The organism is Acinetobacter bouvetii DSM 14964 = CIP 107468 (genome assembly GCF_000368865.1).
GTDB lineage: Bacteria > Pseudomonadota > Gammaproteobacteria > Pseudomonadales > Moraxellaceae > Acinetobacter > Acinetobacter bouvetii.
This window is the reverse complement of the sequence record NZ_KB849727.1, coordinates 637,374-656,049: the sequence shown is the minus strand read 5'-3', so window position 1 is coordinate 656,049 and position 18,676 is coordinate 637,374. Positions and strand designations below refer to the sequence as shown.

19 protein-coding genes are annotated in these 18,676 nt (G+C 45.0%); 17 read left to right on the top strand and 2 right to left on the bottom strand.

Going from position 1 to position 18,676, the window contains the following annotated elements:
* The first annotated feature begins 1 nt into the window (after position 1).
* The 6 genes from F941_RS10155 (at position 2) to F941_RS10130 (ending at position 6,894) form a co-directional block, all read left to right on the top strand.
* A complete protein-coding gene (locus F941_RS10155) occupies positions 2-487 on the top strand; it encodes a VOC family protein (RefSeq protein WP_005010839.1) in 486 nt (161 codons plus the stop codon).
* 521 nt (positions 488-1,008) lie between these two features.
* Positions 1,009-1,698, top strand: coding sequence for a GntR family transcriptional regulator (locus F941_RS10150; RefSeq protein ID WP_005010838.1), 690 nt, complete (start codon positions 1,009-1,011; stop codon positions 1,696-1,698).
* Positions 1,699-1,974: 276 nt separating this feature from the next.
* A complete protein-coding gene (locus F941_RS10145; RefSeq protein ID WP_005010837.1) occupies positions 1,975-3,132 on the top strand; it encodes a phosphotransferase enzyme family protein in 1,158 nt (385 codons plus the stop codon).
* 170 nt (positions 3,133-3,302) lie between these two features.
* Positions 3,303-5,474 carry a TonB-dependent siderophore receptor gene (locus F941_RS10140; RefSeq protein ID WP_005010836.1) on the top strand — a complete coding sequence of 724 codons (2,172 nt, stop codon included), beginning with the start codon at positions 3,303-3,305 and terminating at the stop codon, positions 5,472-5,474.
* 13 nt (positions 5,475-5,487) lie between these two features.
* A complete protein-coding gene (gene pnuC, locus F941_RS10135; RefSeq protein ID WP_005010834.1) occupies positions 5,488-6,066 on the top strand; it encodes a nicotinamide riboside transporter PnuC in 579 nt (192 codons plus the stop codon).
* A gap of 90 nt (positions 6,067-6,156) precedes the next feature.
* The gene (locus tag F941_RS10130; RefSeq protein WP_005010833.1) at positions 6,157-6,894 is read left to right on the top strand and encodes a 5'-nucleotidase, lipoprotein e(P4) family; all 738 of its coding nucleotides are present in this window, start codon (positions 6,157-6,159) and stop codon (positions 6,892-6,894) included.
* A 69-nt stretch (positions 6,895-6,963) separates the two neighbouring features.
* Here F941_RS10130 and F941_RS10125 read toward each other — a convergent pair whose 3' ends face one another.
* Together F941_RS10125 and hpaA are read right to left on the bottom strand one after the other, a co-directional pair.
* Positions 6,964-8,148, bottom strand: coding sequence for a multidrug effflux MFS transporter (locus tag F941_RS10125; protein WP_005010832.1), 1,185 nt, complete (start codon positions 8,146-8,148; stop codon positions 6,964-6,966).
* Positions 8,148-9,044 carry a 4-hydroxyphenylacetate catabolism regulatory protein HpaA gene (hpaA, locus tag F941_RS10120; RefSeq protein WP_018572946.1) on the bottom strand — a complete coding sequence of 299 codons (897 nt, stop codon included), beginning with the start codon at positions 9,042-9,044 and terminating at the stop codon, positions 8,148-8,150. The genes F941_RS10125 and hpaA overlap by 1 nt, the downstream gene beginning before the upstream one ends.
* Before the next feature lie 149 nt (positions 9,045-9,193).
* On the opposite strand from hpaA, the gene F941_RS10115 reads away from it, so the two are divergent.
* From F941_RS10115 to F941_RS10075, 11 genes are all read left to right on the top strand, one after another.
* The gene (locus tag F941_RS10115) at positions 9,194-9,853 is read left to right on the top strand and encodes a fumarylacetoacetate hydrolase family protein (protein WP_005010828.1); all 660 of its coding nucleotides are present in this window, start codon (positions 9,194-9,196) and stop codon (positions 9,851-9,853) included.
* A 3-nt stretch (positions 9,854-9,856) separates the two neighbouring features.
* Entirely contained in the window at positions 9,857-10,618 is a 762-nt protein-coding gene (locus F941_RS10110) for a fumarylacetoacetate hydrolase family protein (RefSeq protein ID WP_005010827.1), read from the top strand.
* A gap of 18 nt (positions 10,619-10,636) precedes the next feature.
* Complete coding sequence (gene hpaE, locus F941_RS10105; RefSeq protein WP_005010822.1) at positions 10,637-12,097, top strand: 5-carboxymethyl-2-hydroxymuconate semialdehyde dehydrogenase; 1,461 nt, start codon at positions 10,637-10,639, stop codon at positions 12,095-12,097.
* 53 nt (positions 12,098-12,150) lie between these two features.
* Positions 12,151-12,999 carry a 3,4-dihydroxyphenylacetate 2,3-dioxygenase gene (hpaD, locus tag F941_RS10100; RefSeq protein WP_005010821.1) on the top strand — a complete coding sequence of 283 codons (849 nt, stop codon included), beginning with the start codon at positions 12,151-12,153 and terminating at the stop codon, positions 12,997-12,999.
* 14 nt (positions 13,000-13,013) lie between these two features.
* Positions 13,014-13,397, top strand: coding sequence for a 5-carboxymethyl-2-hydroxymuconate Delta-isomerase (locus F941_RS10095; protein ID WP_005010819.1), 384 nt, complete (start codon positions 13,014-13,016; stop codon positions 13,395-13,397).
* Positions 13,398-13,417: 20 nt separating this feature from the next.
* Complete coding sequence (gene hpaH / locus F941_RS10090) at positions 13,418-14,221, top strand: 2-oxo-hept-4-ene-1,7-dioate hydratase (RefSeq protein ID WP_005010818.1); 804 nt, start codon at positions 13,418-13,420, stop codon at positions 14,219-14,221.
* A gap of 12 nt (positions 14,222-14,233) precedes the next feature.
* Positions 14,234-15,037: a 4-hydroxy-2-oxoheptanedioate aldolase gene (gene hpaI, locus F941_RS10085; RefSeq protein WP_005010817.1), complete on the top strand. Its 804-nt coding sequence runs from the start codon at positions 14,234-14,236 to the stop codon at positions 15,035-15,037.
* An 11-nt stretch (positions 15,038-15,048) separates the two neighbouring features.
* Positions 15,049-16,497 carry an NAD-dependent succinate-semialdehyde dehydrogenase gene (locus tag F941_RS10080; RefSeq protein WP_005010815.1) on the top strand — a complete coding sequence of 483 codons (1,449 nt, stop codon included), beginning with the start codon at positions 15,049-15,051 and terminating at the stop codon, positions 16,495-16,497.
* A 68-nt stretch (positions 16,498-16,565) separates the two neighbouring features.
* The gene (locus tag F941_RS16545) at positions 16,566-16,718 is read left to right on the top strand and encodes a hypothetical protein (RefSeq protein ID WP_154649284.1); all 153 of its coding nucleotides are present in this window, start codon (positions 16,566-16,568) and stop codon (positions 16,716-16,718) included.
* A gap of 207 nt (positions 16,719-16,925) precedes the next feature.
* On the top strand, positions 16,926-17,102 hold the full coding sequence (locus F941_RS16625; protein ID WP_005010813.1) for a hypothetical protein: 177 nt from the start codon (positions 16,926-16,928) through the stop codon (positions 17,100-17,102).
* 140 nt (positions 17,103-17,242) lie between these two features.
* A complete protein-coding gene (locus F941_RS10075) occupies positions 17,243-18,637 on the top strand; it encodes an MFS transporter (RefSeq protein WP_005010810.1) in 1,395 nt (464 codons plus the stop codon).
* Positions 18,638-18,676: the final 39 nt, after the last annotated feature.

Below are 18,676 nucleotides of genomic sequence, written 5' to 3'. Positions count from 1 at the left end.
AATGACAAAAATAGCAAAGAACACAATCTGCCTTTGGTACGATGACAATGCTGAGGAGGCTGCAAAATTTTATGCAGAGACCTTTCCCGATTCTTTTGTCAGTGCAGTTCACCGCGCGCCAGGAGATTATCCTTCAGGAAAAGAAGGGGATGTGCTGACCGTTGAATTTACTGTGCTGGGGGTGGCATGCCTTGGACTCAATGGGGGCCCGGCATTCAAGCATAACGAAGCCTTCTCATTTCAAGTTGCCACCGAAGATCAAAATGAAACAGACCGTTACTGGAATGCAATTGTCGGCCATGGCGGTCAGGAAAGTGACTGCGGCTGGTGTAAGGATAAGTGGGGCATTTCATGGCAAATTACGCCGATTGCTTTAACAAAGGCATTTACAAGTCCAGACCGCGCAGCTGCCAAACGGGCGTTTGACGCGATGATGACCATGAAGAAAATTGATGTCGCGGCAATTGAGGCGGCATTTCGAGGCTAAATACAGTCTCAAAACATGGTTAATATGAAGTCAAGCCCGCACATCAAGGCGCGTATTGCTCAACCGGAATCTGAAACAGAAAAACAAAACAGTAGCTGTTTCGGTGGTTTAATCACAAAGGATGAACCTGAAAAAAATGCCCTTTAACTTATCCTTGATGGGTATTTTTTCAGGCAGTTTATTTATTGATTATTTGATTTTTCCTATAGTTTTGTTTGGATATGGAGCTCATTGCAGCAATGACTGATTATCCGCGAAAGATAGGGGGAAACGGAGCATCAAGCCAGTTCATCGGTCAGCCTATAATGGCTTATCAATAGATCGGCCAATCAGCTGGATAAAGGATGCGATGGTTAAAGTTGATGTTTATTCTTAATAAATCAAATGGCATGTCCTATAATTCTTAATCTAGAATTGAGTTGAGCTGCCGATGCTGTCATTGCGGATATCTAAGGCTGTAAGCAAGAGGCTTTCTGAGCCGAATATCTAGGCAAAATGCACTGTTATAGAGGACTGAATAAATGAAATATATGGAAATCAGAGATTTGATTGGGCAGGAGCTAAAAAATTATGCTCCCAATCAGCTGATTCCATCAGAGCGCTATCTGGCGCTGAAATACAATTGCTCCCGGGAAACGGTACGTAAAGCCTATGAGCAGCTGCGGGCAGAAGATAAAATATACAAAGTGCAAAATGTCGGCTGGTTTGCCAGCAATAAAAAAATTCAGTATTACCCGGCATCTATTGAAAACTTTAACCGTTATCTAAAATCGCAGGGTTTTAGCGCCAAAACTGAATTGATCTCAGCACAGCAGGTGGATGTTTTTGCAGGCTCAGATTTATTTGATGCAGCCATCGGCGCACAGGGCTTTTATGAAATTATCCGCTTGCGTTACGCAGACAATGTGCCCGTCCTATTGGAATATAATTATCTGCCTGTTTCATTTTTTCCTGGCTTTATCAATTATGAAATCATTCCATCTGTGGAAGAGGTGGTTAAAAATCAGTTTAATGTTAAATACAGCAGCAGCCGTTTAAAGATTAAAAATACCGCTGCTGATGAATTTGATGGAAAACAGCTGGGCATTCCATCCAGCCAAACCGCAATCCGGATTGAGCGGATTTCGAAGTCAGATGATCAGGTGATTGAGTTTGATATTGAAATCTGGCCTGAAGATAAAATAGAAATGATTTTAGATGTTAATGCTTAAGGTGTTGGACGAATAAAAGTATTTTTAAATTAGAAATAAATTAATTATCGAATAAATAGTTTAAAAAAATAATTTAATCAGTAAATAATATTGGTATGTACCACTTATATCTACTAAATTTCGCACTGTTTAAAATGGTTGCGGAGTGATGTATGGCGAATTTTTGCGGTTGCAGTAAAAAGAAGCAAGATTTTCTATGCTTTGCGCTTCGCAGCGAGTGCTTTTTTTTATTGCCTATTTGGAGCGTCCAGAGTCAGAAGACTCAGGGGTATGCTCATGGCTGAGTCTTCCGCAAACCTAGGCCATGGCATGGGGGAAAGTCCAGAAGCCAAAGACTGGCAGGACATTTCAGCAGATGATTTTCGCCTGCTGCAGCAGGTCTATCCGCAATTGCAGGGCAAGTTCACGGTGCTGTGGCGCAGTCCGCGGCCATTTTCATCTGCTGTATTGATTCAAACAGAACACCGCAGCTATTTTATTAAGCGCAGTCACCGCTCATTCCGCAGCGCATCAGATTTGCAGCAAGAACACCAGCTGATTCAGCATTTGGCGGCTCAAGGCATTTCTGTTCCTGTACTGCTCTGCTCAAAAGATGGGGCGACGGCGGCAGAGCTGGGGGATTGGAGCTGTGAGGTGCATGAAAAGGCGCAAGGCTTTGACCTCTATGCAGATCACTTGTCTTGGAAGCCTTTTTTCTCTGCATCGCATGCAGCTAAAGCGGGAGAGATGCTGGCAAAGCTGCATCAGGCCGTTCAAAACTATCCTGTACAGCATGGCCGCAGCGCAAAATATTTGATTTCAAATCAAGACATATTAGAAAGTCACGATATTGAAGCAGCCATACAGCAGCGCATTAAAAGCAGTTCAGCGCTCAGCGCATATTTTGCAGATAAAGATCTGGATGCGGTTTGGCTGGATCAGCTGAAAGCGGTACACGGAAACATAAAAAATGCCATGCAGCAGGCGTCAAAAATATGGACGCATAATGACCTGCATGCCTCAAATTTGCTGTGGACAGAAAGCGGCGATCAGGCCGAAATCAGCACGGTAATTGACTTTGGCTTAGCTGATTATAACTCCGCTGTTTATGATTTAGCGGTCACGATTGAGCGCAATTTTATTGACTGGCTGGCGCTAGAGCAGACTGCTGACCTTCATATTGATACTGCAGGGCTGAGTGCTTTTATTCGGGCTTATTTGGCAAATGCTGCTCCCTTAAAGGAACTCGAAATTTTGCCTGAGCTGATCAAAATTGTGCATACCGATTTTGCACTGTCAGAGCTGGAATATTTTGCCGGCATCACCCGTAATTTCAAGCATGCAGATGCGGCTTACTATGGCTGGCTGCGGGCACATACCGCTTGGTTTTTTCAGCCGCAAGGGCAGAAATTCTGCCAGCTGCTGGCAAAGCTGATTCAGCAGGCCAAAGCATGATTGATGATTTCATGCCCAATCAGATCAGCACAGCTTGCAAGAAATCTTTCAGCAGGCTGTCTTGTACTGCACTTCATTTATTTAAATTTATTCATTTTATCGCAGGAGCATTGGTGTATTCGCAAGATACAGAATGCACCGCATTTTAGGGAAAGGCGGAAAAGTTAAGCATGAATCTTCAATTTAAGCAGAATCCATTGGTTATGGCGGTGAAAGCGGCTGTGTTGTCACAGTTCTGTATTGCGCCGGCAGTATTTGCAGAAGATGCGGTCAAGACATTGGAGACCATTGTGGTCGCAGCGCCGCAAGAGGCTTCGGTTAATAAAAAATCCGTGGCATTGGAAGGCTTTGGCACACAAGAATTAAAAAAGGCGCCAGCATCCATTACTGTGCTTAATGCAGATCTGATCGAAGATCAGCATGCCCGCATTCTTACCGATGTTGTGAAAAATGACGCCTCAGTTGGCGACAGCTATGCGCCGATCGGCTATTACTCCAATTTTGTATCGCGCGGCTTTGCGCTGGATTTAGGTTCCAGCTATCTGCTGAATGGCAACGTGGTGCGCGGTGAGCAAAATCTGTCTTTAGAAAATAAAGAGCGGGTGGAAATTTTAAAAGGCATTTCTGCGATTCAAAGCGGCATGTCGACTCCGGGCGGTGTGGTGAATTATGTGTCTAAGCGCCCAGCGGATGTGAAGTCGGTCAGTTTTAATGCAGATGAATATGGGCGGTTTTCTGTTGCAGCAGACTTGGGCGGTTTTGCAGGCAATGAACAGCAGTTCGGTTACCGGGTGAATTTGGTCGGCGAGCAGATCAACAGCTATGTCGATCATGTGGGCGGCAAGCGCTATATGGGTTCTGCGGCGCTGGACTGGAATATCACAGACAAGTCCGCATTGCAGTTTGATTTTGAATCGCAGCGCCAGCAGCAGCGTTCAGTGCCTGGCTATCAGCTTTTAGATGGCAAAGTGCCGCAAAATGTGCAAGCAGACCGCTTATTGGCCTATCAGAGCTGGGGCAAGCCAGTTACGATGGACAGCATCAACAGCAGCTTAAAATACAGCTATGCCTTGAATGATCTCTGGACAGCAAATCTGGTGGGCGCTTACAGCCGGGTAAAAATTGATGATTACTCTACATTTGCATGGGGCTGTTACAGCAGTGTCTGTCAGTATAGCGGCCTAGGCAATGGTTTTGATGCCAATGGCAATTATGATATTTATGACTATCAAAACCCAGATGATACCTATGTGACACGCCAGCTGAAAGCGCAGCTGCAAGGGCAATGGTCCTTAGCCAATACCTTGCATCATTTAAATGTTGAACTGGCGCAAACGGATAAATCACGCAAGCGCTCTGACCGTGTCAATGAATATATCGGCTATGGCAATATTTATGAAGATACGGTTGATCTTAATCCAACCTCAGAACAGGTGGGTGTGCGTACTAAGGCGCTGGACAGTTCTCAGCTTGCGCTAACAGTTTCTGACCGTATTGAATTGGGCTCACAATGGTCAGCGTTATTAGGCGCTAAATGGATAGATTTAGATGAGCAGGCGTATAGCCGAAAAGGCGTACAAACCCGCGATACCAATTTAGATAAATTTTTACCGCAATTGGCGATCAGTTACAGCCCAACAGCTGATGCAACACTGTATGCCTCTTATGCAAAAGGACTGTCGGATGGCCGATCAGCAGCATGGTATGCAGAAAATGGCGATGATATTTTGGCGCCTATTCAATCTGAACAGTATGAGTTGGGTTATAAACAGCAAATCAATCAGTTTTTGTTAACCGCGGCGCTGTTTGATTTGCGTCAGGACAATCAATATACAGCGCTGAACCCAGCAGATAATAAGTACTATTTTATTCAAGAAGGCGAACAGCATAGCCGCGGTGTAGAATTTGGCGTGTCGGGCAATTTAAGCCCGCGCTTAAGCATGAACGGCACAATGGCATTTACCCGCACCCGTTTGGAAGATGTATCCAATACTGCTTACTCAGGCCATCAAATGCAAAATGCGCCGAAATTCCGCGCTGCCAGCTTTATTGCTTATGATCTGCCGCAAGTTGAGGGGCTCAAACTGATGGCGGGCGGACGCTACAGCTCAAGCAAATTTGCCAACCGTGAAGCCACAGCAAAAGTCGGCGGTTACAGTGTTTTTGATGCAGGCGCTGCCTATGCCTTTAAATGGAATAAAGCTGATGCAGAACTGCGTCTAAATGTAGACAACCTGTTAAATAAAAAATATTGGCGAGATGTCGGTGAGTCAGATGGCGACGGCTATATGTTCTTAGGCGCGCCGCGTACTGCCAATGTTGCCCTGAAATTAAATTTCTAAGCAGGTCTTGGCTATGTCGCATTTAGAAATCGCCGCCTTTATTTTGAATGTCTTGGGGGTCTGGCTGACCTCCAAGCAGTACCGCATGTGCTGGCTCGTCAATATTATTGCGGTGATTCTCTACATGGTTCTTTTTTACCAAGTGCATTTATTTGCCGATGCTGCGCTGCAAGGGGTGTTTGTCATTATGCAAATTTACGGCTGGTACAGCTGGTCGAAAGCTTCTGCGGATCGGCCTTTGCTTGCTGGCTATATGCATAGGCCGATGATGGCGAAAAGCATCGCTGTTGGCGCTGCAGGCGGCTTGTTTTTAGGCCTGCTGTTTTCTGTCTATACCCAAGCGTCTTTGCCTTGGCTGGATTCAATGCTGGCATCATTCAGTTTAGTGGCTAGCTATTGGGCGGCCAAAAAATATATTGAAAGCTGGGCCATGTGGTGCATTTTAGATGCCATTTATGTGCTGATGTATTTGTATAAATCACTGAATTTGACTGCGCTCTTATATTTCCTTTTTATTCTGCTGGCATTGAATGGCTGGCGCATGTGGAAGCAGCAATGGAAAGCAGAGCAGCAAAATACAGTGACATTGTAATGACATCTTTAAAATGATTCGGTGATTGAATGAGATGCGGCCAGCTATTGCAAAGGCAATTTCATGTGCTGCCAAAAAATGAGTTTAAATATGAATATGAAAAAAAACAGCCTGAATTCAGTATTAGCGATGCTCGCTGTTTTAGGCGCTGCAAACCTTCAGGCGAAAGAATATCCGAATTGTGCAGCTGTACAGCAATACGGCATGAGCCTGAAATTTCAAAACCGTTCTGCAGAAGTACAGGCCTTGCAGCTGCAGGCTTTTAATGTAGCAACACATCGTTTAAAAGAAATTTTGCAGGAACATCCGAATGCTAAAAACTTGGCGATTGTGACTGATTTAGATGAAACTATTTTGGATAATACGGATGTGTTTGTGCAGGATTTAAAACGCTGTGAAGACTATACCAACTGGAAGTCCTGGGATGAGTGGGAAAAATCAGGGCAGCCGCAGATCATTGAAGGCAGCCTGGATTTTTTAAACTATGCCGACCAGCATGGGGTAAAAATTTTCTATGTTTCGGACCGCTCCGAAAAATTCAGAGCATCGACAATGCACGCCATGAAACAGCTGAATCTGCCGCAAGTGCACAGCCAGCAGATTTTGCTGTATGGCACGTCTAAAGAACAGCGCCGTCAAACGGTCAGTGCGGACTATGATGTTGTGATGCTGCTGGGTGATACGCTGCATGATTTTTCAGCAGCTTTCAGCAATCAGCAGACACCTCAAGAGCGCGCAGAAGCCGTTAAAAGCAATAAAGAAAAATTCGGTGACCGTTTTATTGTGCTGCCCAATGTCAGTTATGGCGCATGGTCTAAAACCCAGTAATATTGAACGAATAAAAAAGAGCGGTCATCCGCTCTTTTTTATTTTGAGAGATTCTTTGAGATAAAATCATCAGCTTTCATGCATGCCTTTGGTCAGCAGCAGGCTGATTAAGCACAGGCTGGCGCTGATGCCAATCACCGCATTCATGGATGCAGCGCCATAGCTGGAAAATAATAGGCTGACCAAATAACTCATAATTGCGCCCATGCCAAACTGCATCGAGACAGAAAGCCCAGACGCTGTACCTGCCTGCTGCGGCAGAATTCTGAGTAAATTTGCCATCGAGTTTGCGCCGATAGATCCGGTTACACCGACAAAACACGCCAACCCGATGATCAGCCAAACAGGTGAGGTTAAATCTAAACTGCCAATGGCGGCTAAATACAGGCCGGAAATGCAGGATATGCAGGCCATAATCTTCAGCAGTTTTAGAGAAGAAATATATTTTAAAGTGCGGGTGTTGATGCTGGTAAAGACTAAAACTGAAAACAAATTAAAGGCAAACAGATAGCCATATTGGGTTGGGCTAAAGCCATAATGCTGAATAAAGACAAAAGATGAAGCGGTAATGTAGGCAAACATGCCGCCAAAAGAAAAACTGTTGCTGAGCATTAAACCCCAAGCATAGCGTTGGCTCAATACGGTTTTGTAGTTGCTGAGGATACCTGCGGGGACATGCGTGCTGGGCGGCGCATGAATGGCAATTTTGCTCCAAATCAGGCACAGCAGCGCATAGATGAATAAGAAGATAAATATGCTGTTCCAGCTGAAATGCTCCGCGATCATCGCGCCAAATACTGGGGCAGCCAGCGTTGCCATAATGGTGATGATATGCATCAGCGACAGAATTTTAGGAATTTCATCATTGCTGAATAAGTCGCGAACCAAGGCGCGGGAAAGCACGGAAGCGCTGGCGCCGCCAATCGCCTGCAGCAGGCGGTAGAATTGCAGATGTTCAATTTGGCTGGAAAACACACAGCCCAGTGTCGCTAAGATATAAATCACCATGCCAATCAGCAGCAGCTTTTTGCGTCCAAACCGGTCAGAGAGCGGCCCGTAGACCAGCATGCCGGCGCTGAAGCCGATTAAGAATAAGGTAATAGTTTTTTGTACTTCACTGACTTGCGTCTGCAAATCCTGTGCGATTAAAGGCAGGCTGGGCAAATACATATCTATGGATAAGGGGCCAAAAGCCACCAAAGCGCTGAGTAAAACTATGATGGATTTAGGAACTGCATTTTCTGTTTTAGACATTACATTCTTACCGTATTCATATGCGTGCTGCGGTAGTCCGATGGGCGGACACCTGCATGACGGGTAAAAAAGCGGCTGAAATAAGCAGGGTCTTTAAAGCCCAGCTGGTAGCACACGGTGTTGATGGTTGAATCCGAAAAAATCAGCAAGCGTTTGGCTTCCTGCATTTGACGGTCAAATATCAGTTTCTTTGAAGAGATATCCGCTACGCGCCGGCAAATGTCATTTAAACGGGTCTCAGTTACATTCAGCGCTTGGGCATATTCATGCAGCGGCCAATGTTCTAAAAAGTGATTTTCGATCAATTCATTAAATGAACGGAAAGTGGCTAAGTCGCCGCTGCAGCTGTTAATGCGCGGCGCCGTAACATCGCCAAGGCGGATCATTTGAATAAAAATTAAGGTCACCAGATTTCTTAAAGACGTTTGCCGATGCGGCTTGTTGGACTGGAACTCTCGCTGCAAATCATCAAAGTAATGTTCCAGCTGCATCAGGTCTTCGGTGTTTTTATTTTTTAAGCCGTCGAGTGAAATGCACAGCGGCACAATATTCTGCACTTTTAAATCGACCTGCAATAAAGGCCAGACCAAATTCTGCTGTACGGTCAGCACGTGGCCTTCACACATGGGGTCAGTAATAAAGGCATGCGCAACAGACGGCGGCGTCAAAAAGCACACGGGCGCTTTGCAGACATATTTCACATCATCTAAAAAGATGCGGATTGAGCCTTTAGTAAAAAAGTGAATTTGAAAAAAACCGTCATGGCGGTGCGCGGGCATGTTCACGCCAAAGAAGTCAGCCAGTTTGCCTTGCGCATCATAATGAATTTCCGAATCCATATAGCGCTGATCGTAGACTTCGCCTAATTTGATATTTGGAATCTGCATGGGATTCATACCTTCTAGTCCATGAAAAGTATAATTTTTAACTTTACCTGCAAAAAGTGCTTGAAAAAAGTTAATATGTTAATTATAAAGTTAATATATTAACTAATTTGCAAAATGTCTAGTCAATAATTGATCAGATCATAGATAGAGAGTCTCAAATGAGTGAGTTAAATAAGATCAGCATGGATGGAAATATTTTTGGTATCGCATTGAATTACAAATGCTTATACGAAAAACTTCAAGCTCAGTTTAATGAAAAGCCATATGTGAATGAGCCAAAGAAGCCAGTTTTGTTTATTAAAACACCAAATACCCGCAATGCATCTGGAAATATTGTCATTAAGAAAAAAGGCGAGATTTTGCAAGCAGGCCCTGCGCTTGGCATCGTGATCGGCAAAAGTACCAGCCGCGTTTCGGAAAATGATGCTTTATCGCATGTGGCGGGTTTTGTTGCAGTGAATGAATTGAGCTTACCAGAAGATAGTTACTATCGTCCTGCGATTAAAGCGAAATGCCAAGACGGTTTTTGTGTATTAGGTACACCTGTGGCTACAGATGCGGTAACAGATTTGAACAATTTAGCTTTGCGTGTATTTGTCAACGGTGAACTGAAACAAGAAGGCACAACAGCCAATTGGATTCGTACACCTGCGCAAATTATTGAAGAAATTTCTGAATATATGCCGCTGAATGAAGGTGACATTATTTTGACGGGCACACCGTTTGGCCGTGTGGACTTAAATGCAGGTGATGAAGTTCGTGTGGAAATTGATCAGCTCGGTTCAGTGACAAATACAATTCAGGAAGAAGGGAACTAATTAATGAAAACTGCACGCATCCGCCACAATGGTGAAATTTTCAATGTTGAAGTGAATGATCAGCTTCAGGTGACGCTTCCGAATGGCCAAGTACTCAATGAGCAAGATGTAGAATGGCTGCCGCCTGCAAACGGCACCATGTTTGCGCTAGGTCTTAACTATGCAGACCACGCGCGCGAGCTGGCATTTGAACCGCCAAAAGAACCGTTGATTTTTATTAAAGCGCCAAATACATATACAGGCCATAACGAAAATACTTGGCGTCCCGACAATGTTGAATACATGCATTATGAGTGTGAGCTTGTAGCAGTAATTGGCAAAACGGCGAAAAATGTAAAACGTGAAGATGCTCTGGATTATGTAGCGGGTTACACACTATGTAACGACTACGCAATCCGTGACTTCTTAGAAAACTACTACCGTCCGAATTTACGTGTGAAAAACCGTCATTCTACGACACCAGTAGGTCCATATATTATTGATAAATCATTGGTTCCATCGCCAAACAACCTTGTATTAAAAACTTGGGTGAACGGTGAGCTTCGTCAAGAAGGCACGACTTCAGACATGATTTTTGATGTGCCGTTCTTAATTGAATACATCTCTTCATTTATGACTTTACAGCCAGGCGACATGATTGCAACAGGTACACCAGAAGGCTTATCTGACGTTGTGCCAGGTGATGAAGTTATCGTGGAAATTGAAGGTGTAGGCAAACTGCGCAACTTCATTGTTTCAGAATCAGAATTTTTTAAAACAGCATAAGGTTAAAGGATTAACAGCATGATTAAGCATTGGATTGACGGCAAAGAAGTCGAAAGCAAAGAAACATTTACCAACTACAACCCTGCAACTAATCAAGCGATTGGTGAAGTGGCCAGCGGCGGTCAAGAAGAAATTGACTTGGCAGTTGCAGCGGCGAAACGCGCAGCACCGGGCTGGGCAAAAACACCTGCCAAAGAACGTGCGCGTTTAATGCGCAATTTGGGTGATTTGATTGACCAAAACGTGGCGAAAATTGCTGAACTGGAAACTTTAGATACAGGTTTGCCTATTCACCAAACCAAGAATGTTTTGATTCCTCGCGCATCGCATAACTTCAATTTCTTTGCTGAAGTATGTACACGTCTAAATGGTCATACTTACCCTGTAGATGACCAAATGCTGAACTACACACTGCACCAGCCTGTGGGCGTATGCGGTCTGGTTTCGCCGTGGAACGTACCGTTCATGACGGCAACGTGGAAAACTGCCCCATGTTTAGCATTGGGTAATACTGCTGTATTGAAAATGTCTGAGCTTTCGCCGCTTACAGCGAACGAACTTGGCCGTTTGGCGCTTGAAGCCGGTATTCCTGAAGGCGTATTTAACGTTGTTCAAGGTTATGGCGCAAATGCAGGCGATGCACTTGTAAAACACCCTGATGTACGCGCAATTTCATTCACAGGCGGTACAGCAACTGGCCGAAAAATCATGGCTGGTGCTGGTCTGAAAAAGTACTCTATGGAACTTGGCGGCAAGTCTCCAGTAGTGATTTTTGAAGATGCTGATCTTGACCGCGCATTGGATGCTGCATTATTCACAATCTTCTCTTTAAATGGCGAACGTTGTACTGCAGGCAGCCGTATCTTCATTCAAGAGTCTGTATATGATGAGTTCGTAAAAGAATTTGCACGCCGCGCAAAAAACATTTTGGTGGGTGACCCGCAAGATCCGAAAACCCAAGTCGGTTCAATGATTACCAAGGCGCATTACGATAAAGTGACGGGCTATATCAAAATTGGTATGGAAGAAGGCGCAAACTTAGTTGCAGGCGGTTTAGAGCGTCCAGCAGGTCTAGCGGATCATTTGAAAAATGGTCACTTCGTTCAGCCAACCGTATTTGCTGATGTTGATAACCGTATGCGTATTGCCCAAGAAGAAATCTTTGGCCCAGTGGTATGTTTGATCAAGTTCAAAGATGAAGCTGAAGCGCTTCGTTTGGCAAATGACACTGAATATGGTCTAGCATCTTACATCTGGACGCAAGACATTGGTAAAGCGCACCGTATTGCTGCAGGCATTGAAGCAGGCATGGTGTTCATCAACAGTCAAAACGTGCGTGACCTGCGTCAGCCATTTGGCGGCATTAAAGGTTCTGGTACGGGCCGTGAAGGCGGCGAGTACAGCTTAGAAGTGTTCACTGAGCTGAAAAACGTATGTATCTCAATGGGTTCACACCATATTCCAAAGTGGGGCGTTTAAACGCTCCCTTCGGGAAATGAATAAAGAATTTTAAAATTTCAGGAAGAAAGAATATGGGTAAGCTCGCTTTAGCTGCAAAAATTACGCATGTGCCATCGATGTATTTATCTGAACTGCCGGGCCCGCAAAATGGCTGCCGTCAGGCTGCAATTGACGGGCACATCGAAATCGGCCGCCGCTGCCGTGAACTGGGTGTAGATACCATTGTAGTGTTTGACAGTCATTGGCTAGTCAACAGCGCATTTCATATTAACTGCGGCGCGCATTTTGAAGGCGTGTATACCAGTAATGAATTGCCGCACTTCATTAAAAATATGGAGTTTGATTACGACGGCAACCCTGAATTCGGACAATTGATGCAAGAAGAGATTGCGAAAACGGGTATTCGTGTTCAGGCGCATAACATTGAAAGCTTGCATCTTGAATATGGCACATTGGTTCCAATGCGTTATATGAACCAAGACAAAAAATTTAAAGTGGTTTCTGTATCTGCGTTCCTTACGTCGCATGAACTGCAAGACAGCCGTAAATTTGGCGAAGGCTTATTAAACGCGATTGAAAAATACGATGGTACTGTTGCTGTGTTTGCCAGCGGTTCATTGTCACATCGCTTTATTTGGGATCGTGAAGCGCATCGCGGTATGGACTCATACACACGTGAGTGGGACCGTCAGGTCGATAAGCACGTAGTAGGTATGTGGGAACGCGCTGAGTGGAAAGAATTCACAGAGATGCTGCCTGAATATGCAGAGTACTGTTATGGCGAAGGTGGTATGCACGACACTGCGATGCTGCTTGGTCTATTGGGTTGGGATAGCTACAGCAAGCCAGTTGAAATCGTGACGCCAGCTTTTCCAAGCTCAGGCACAGGTCAAATTAACGCGATTTTCCCAGTGGAATAACAGGAGTCCAAATCATGCCTCATTTTACTGCTGAATACAGCGCCAATATTAAGGATGACATCGACTTCCAAGAATTCTTTGGACAGGTGAATACATTTTTAGGCAATACCGGTGTTTTCCCATTAGGCGGCATCCGCAGCCGCGCCATCCGCATGGATGATTATGTGATTGCAGATGCCAAGCACGATTATGCCTTTATTCATATGACCTTAAAGGTTGGGGCGGGGCGTGATTTGGAAACCCGTCAGCGTGTAGCAGAAGAACTCTTCGCGCTGATCGATGCTTACTTTAAGCCATTAAAAGACAAGCGCCTGCTGGCGGTCTCTTTTGAAATGACAGAACTTGATTCGGTATTGAACTTTAAGTCGAACAATATCCATCAATTCTTAAATGCATAGAAATAAGAACGGATTCTCATATGCTAGATCAAGACAAAATTAAAGCCTTAGCGCTGCAGCTGGATGATGCTGAAAAAAACAATACGCAAATGCGCCAGTTTTCGCTGCAGTACCCTGAAATGACCATTGAAGATGCTTATGCCATTCAGAAAGCATGGGTTGCGCATAAAATTGCGGAAGGCCGCAAATTAATCGGTCATAAAATTGGCCTGACTTCACGTGCAATGCAAGTATCGTCGAACATCACAGAGCCAGATTATGGCGCATTGCTGGATGATATGGTTTTTGAAGAAGGTTCAGATATTCCATTCGAGCGTTTTATTGTACCGCGTGTAGAAGTCGAACTGGCTTTCATTTTAGGTAAAGACCTAACAGGTCCAAACTGCACGATTTTTGATGTGCTCGATGCAACGGATTACATTATTCCTGCGGTCGAAATCATTGATGCGCGCTTGCATAATACAGATCCTGAGACGGGCATTACTCGTAAAGTATTTGACACTATTTCTGACAATGCTGCCAATGCAGGTATCGTTTTAGGCGGCCGCCCAATCAAGCCGCATGAGCTGGACTTGCGCCGTATCTCTGCAATTTTGTACCGCAATGGTGTGATTGAAGAATCAGGTGTGTCGGCAGCTGTATTGAATAACCCTGTCAAAGGCGTGGCGTGGTTAGCCAATAAACTGCATCCGCACGGTGTAACGCTAAAAGCCGGACAAATCATTTTGGGCGGTTCGTTCACGCGTCCAGTAGCTGCCCGTCCAGGCGATACGTTCCATGTTGATTATGATCAGCTGGGTTCAATCGCGTTCCGTTTTGTTTAAGGAGAAAGGGCAATGTTAGATACGACCAATTACTTTAAGCAAAAACTGAAAACACAGCAGCAGATTGGCATGTGGCTGGGCATGGCGGATGGCTATGTGGCAGAGATTGCAGCCAATGCCAATTTTGACTGGCTGCTGATTGACGGTGAGCACGCGCCAAACGATTTGCGCACAATTTTACATCAATTGCAGTCTATTGCGGCTTATAAAAGCCAAGCGGTTGTCCGTCCAGTCACGGGTGATGTAGGATTGATTAAGCAGCTGCTGGATATTGGTGCGCAAACATTGCTTATCCCAATGGTCGAGTCTGCAGAACAAGCAGAGTTGATGGTGAGTGCAACCCGCTATCCGCCAGAAGGTATTCGCGGTGTGGGTTCAGCTTTAGCGCGCGCTTCACGCTGGAACAATTTAACAACCTATTTGAACGATGCCGATGAGCAAATTTGTGTCATTGTGCAGATCGAGTCTAAAAAAGGCTTGGAAAATCTAGACGCAATTTTACAAGTAGATGGTGTCGATGGCGTATTTATTGGCCCCGCAGATTTATCGGCGGCGCTTGGCCATCGTGGCAATCCGGGTCATCCTGATGTGCAGGAGATTATTATTTCCAGCATTCAGAAGATTCGTTCTGCTGGTAAAGCTGCAGGTATTTTGTCTGCTGATGAAAAGCTGGCAAAACAATACTTAGCGCTAGGAACTGAATTTGTTGCTGTAGGCGTAGACACTAGTTTGCTCATGAAATCCATGAATCAGCTGTTGGCAAAATTTAAAGACGGGTCAGCGCCACAAAGCAGCGCTGCGCCAAGCGTCTATTAAGGAGAACATAGATGCAGCTCAAAAATTCTGAATTGCTGAAACAGCAAGTTTATATTAACGGCCAATGGCTGGATGCAGATGACGGTAAAAGTTTGCCGGTCACCAACCCAGCAACAGATGAAATTATTGGCCGTGTGCCAAGCGTATCTGCTGCACAAGTCGAGCAGGCTGTACAAGCTGCTGAAGCTGCACTGGAAGGCTGGAAACAAAAAACAGCGAAAGAGCGCTCAGCATTGTTACGTACTTGGTTCAATCTGATTGTGGAAAACCAAGAAGATCTAGCTATCATTTTAAGTACAGAGCAAGGCAAGCCTATTACCGAAAGCCGCGGTGAAATTTTGTATGGCGCAAGCTTTATTGAATGGTTTGCAGAAGAAGCAAAACGTACTTATGGCGATGTGATTCCCCATGACAAACAAGGCCGTCGCTTAGTTGTGATTAAACAGCCTGTGGGCGTTGTGGCAGCCATTACGCCGTGGAATTTCCCCAACGCCATGATTACCCGTAAGGTGGGTCCAGCATTGGCTGCAGGCTGTACGGTGATTATTAAACCGGCGTCTGAAACACCTTTATCAGCTTTGGCGTTGGTGGCTTTGGCAGAACAGGCTGGCATTCCTAAAGGCGTGGTGAATGTGGTAACAGGCAGTTCTCGTGAAATTGGCGGCGTATTAACCACGCATCCGGCGGTGAAAAAAGTATCCTTCACAGGTTCAACGCAAGTCGGCAAACTGCTGATGGAACAGTGCTCAAGCACCATGAAAAAAGTCAGCATGGAATTGGGCGGCAACGCGCCATTTATTGTGTTTGAAGATGCTGACTTGGACAAAGCGGTGCAGGGCGCGATTGCTTCTAAATTCCGTAACTCAGGCCAAACTTGTGTATGCACCAACCGTGTATTGGTGCATGAAAGCATTCATGACGCCTTCCTTGAAAAGCTGGTTGCAGAAGTGAACAAGCTGAAAGTTGCGCCAGCATTTGAACAGGGTGCGGAACAAGGCCCGCTGATTAATGAAAAATCGGTAGATAAAATTGAAGAGCACATTGCTGATGCTGTTGGCAAAGGCGCCAAAATTGTTGCTGGCGGCAAGCGTCATGTCTTGGGGCATACTTTCTTTGAACCAACCGTATTGTCAGGTGTAACTCAAGACATGCTGGTGGCGAAAGATGAAACTTTTGCACCGCTTGCACCAGTCTTTAAATTCAGTACAGATGCCGAAGCAATTCAGATGGCCAATGACACAGAATTTGGTTTGGCATCGTACATCTATACTGAAAGCCTGAGCCGCGCTTGGAAAATCGGTGAAGCGCTTGAGTACGGTATGGTCGGGATTAACGAAGGTTTAATTTCAACAGAAGTCGCGCCATTTGGCGGGATTAAAGAATCTGGTTCAGGCCGTGAAGGTTCGAAATACGGTATTGAAGACTACATGGAAATTAAATACATGTGCATGGGCATCTAAGCCTGAACTGCATTTCATATTGATATTCAAAATAAGGATCTTCGGGTCCTTTTTTTCTTTCACTGCATGTGCCGCAGCAGTTTTTCAGCATTTGGTTTGAGCAATATGCATGTGTATTGGCAGATTTCCAAGCAGATCGCTGGCAGCAGTTTTATCAGACGCATTTTCAACAGATACAGCGGGTTGTGCTGATGCTGGTGCATCCGTTTAAAGTGCGCTAATTTACTATAAGTTTCACTTGATATATGTGTTATTTTAAATACAAAATTATCCTTTAAGCTGTCAGCAACTTGATGATTTAAAATGAGATAAATACGGATCATGGAAAGTGCAATTTAAACTGAATTTAGTACCTTTATTGCACATCGAAGATCATTTAAAAAATAGACATGGATAAGGTTATCCAAGGAAAAAGCAGGGATTTGATTATGGAAAATCACATTACAGATTTTGATGCAGCGCAAACGGTCCGCATGCATGAAGCATTAACTCCAGAGCTGCTGCGGCACTATTATCCTGATGCGCCATTTCCAGCTATTTATCCGCTGGCCAGCCTATATGCAGCGGTTAAACGCTGGGTCAGCTCACAGCTTAAAATGCGCTAAGCCGCTGTTTCTTTTAAAGGAAAGCGATTTCCTTATCCCGCATAGAATCCGAATTAAAACAGTGATGAGCCGGCAGATTCATTTTTGCTGGATGGATTTTCTCATCCTGATCTTTATCAGCCTTTCGAGAGGGACATCTCATGTCTACAGCACATGCTGTTCAAGATAGCGGCAAAATGTCTGCGAATGACCGTAAAGTTGCCTTTGCAACAATTATTGGCACGACCATTGAATGGTATGACTTTTTTATTTATGCGGCGGCCGCAGGCCTCGTATTTACTCAATTATTTTTTGCGCCAGCAGGCCATACGCTGGGCACATTGCTGGCTTTTGCCACGGTTGGATTGAGCTTTTTGTTCCGGCCGCTGGGTGCATTTTTGGCGGGACATTTTGGCGATAAAATCGGCCGCCGCGCAATTTTAGTGGTCACGCTTATCTGCATGGGATTGTCTACAGCGCTGATTGGCTTATTGCCAACCTATGACAGCATTGGATTGTGGGCGCCCATCTTGCTTTTACTGCTGCGGATTATTCAAGGTCTGTCTGCAGGCGGTGAATGGGGCGGTGCCGTATTAATGGCGGTTGAACATGCGCCAGTACATAAGCGCGGACGTTTTGGCTCATTTCCGCAAATAGGTGTTCCATTGGGCCTGCTTTTAGCATCAGGCATGTTTGCATTGATGAGCGGTGTGATTGCTCCTGGTGATGCCTTTTTAGAATGGGGCTGGCGATTCCCTTTCCTGTTCAGCATTGTGCTGCTGTTTGTGGGGCATTGGATGCGCAAGGCAGTTGAAGAAAGTCCAGTTTTTGAAGAAATTAAAGAGCGCGGCTCAGCGTCTAAAACCCCAGTTATGGATTTATTCAAAAACCATTTTTGGCTGGTGATTACAGCGGCGCTGGTGTTTGCTGGCAATAGCGCGATTGGCTATATGACCACAGGCGGCTTTATTCAAAACTATACCACCAATCCAGATGGGCCTTTGACATTGCCAAGAACGCCAATTTTAATCAGCGTCACGGTTTCCGCTGCAGTATGGCTGCTGTTTACATGGATTTCAGGCGGTTTATCGGACAAAATTGGCCGCCGCAATACTTATATTATTGGTTTTATTGTGCAGCTGTTCGGTGTGCTGGCGCTATTTCCTTTAGTCAATATGGGCACTATTTGGTCGGTCTCTTTCGGGCTGTGCTTTTTGTCTATTGGTATTGGCATGACTTATGGCGCTCAGGCTGCGTTTTATTCAGAATTATTTCCTGCATCCATCCGCTTTTCTGGCGTTTCCATTTCTTATGCCATAGGCGCGATTTTGGGCGGCGCATTTTCTCCGCTCATTGCATCTTGGCTGATCAGCATGACTGGCAGTACGGCCGCTGTTGCCTTTTATTTAGCCGCAATGACCTTGATTGGATTAGGAGCTACCCTAATTTTGCGCGACCGTTCCGGTATTCCTTTGGGGCCTGAATATGAAGATTTGCAAAACGAATCGGCATTCAGCATCGGGAAAAATAAGAGTGAACATGCCTATAGCAAGTAAATCGGCACTATTTCAATGTGATATGCACATCTAAAAAAG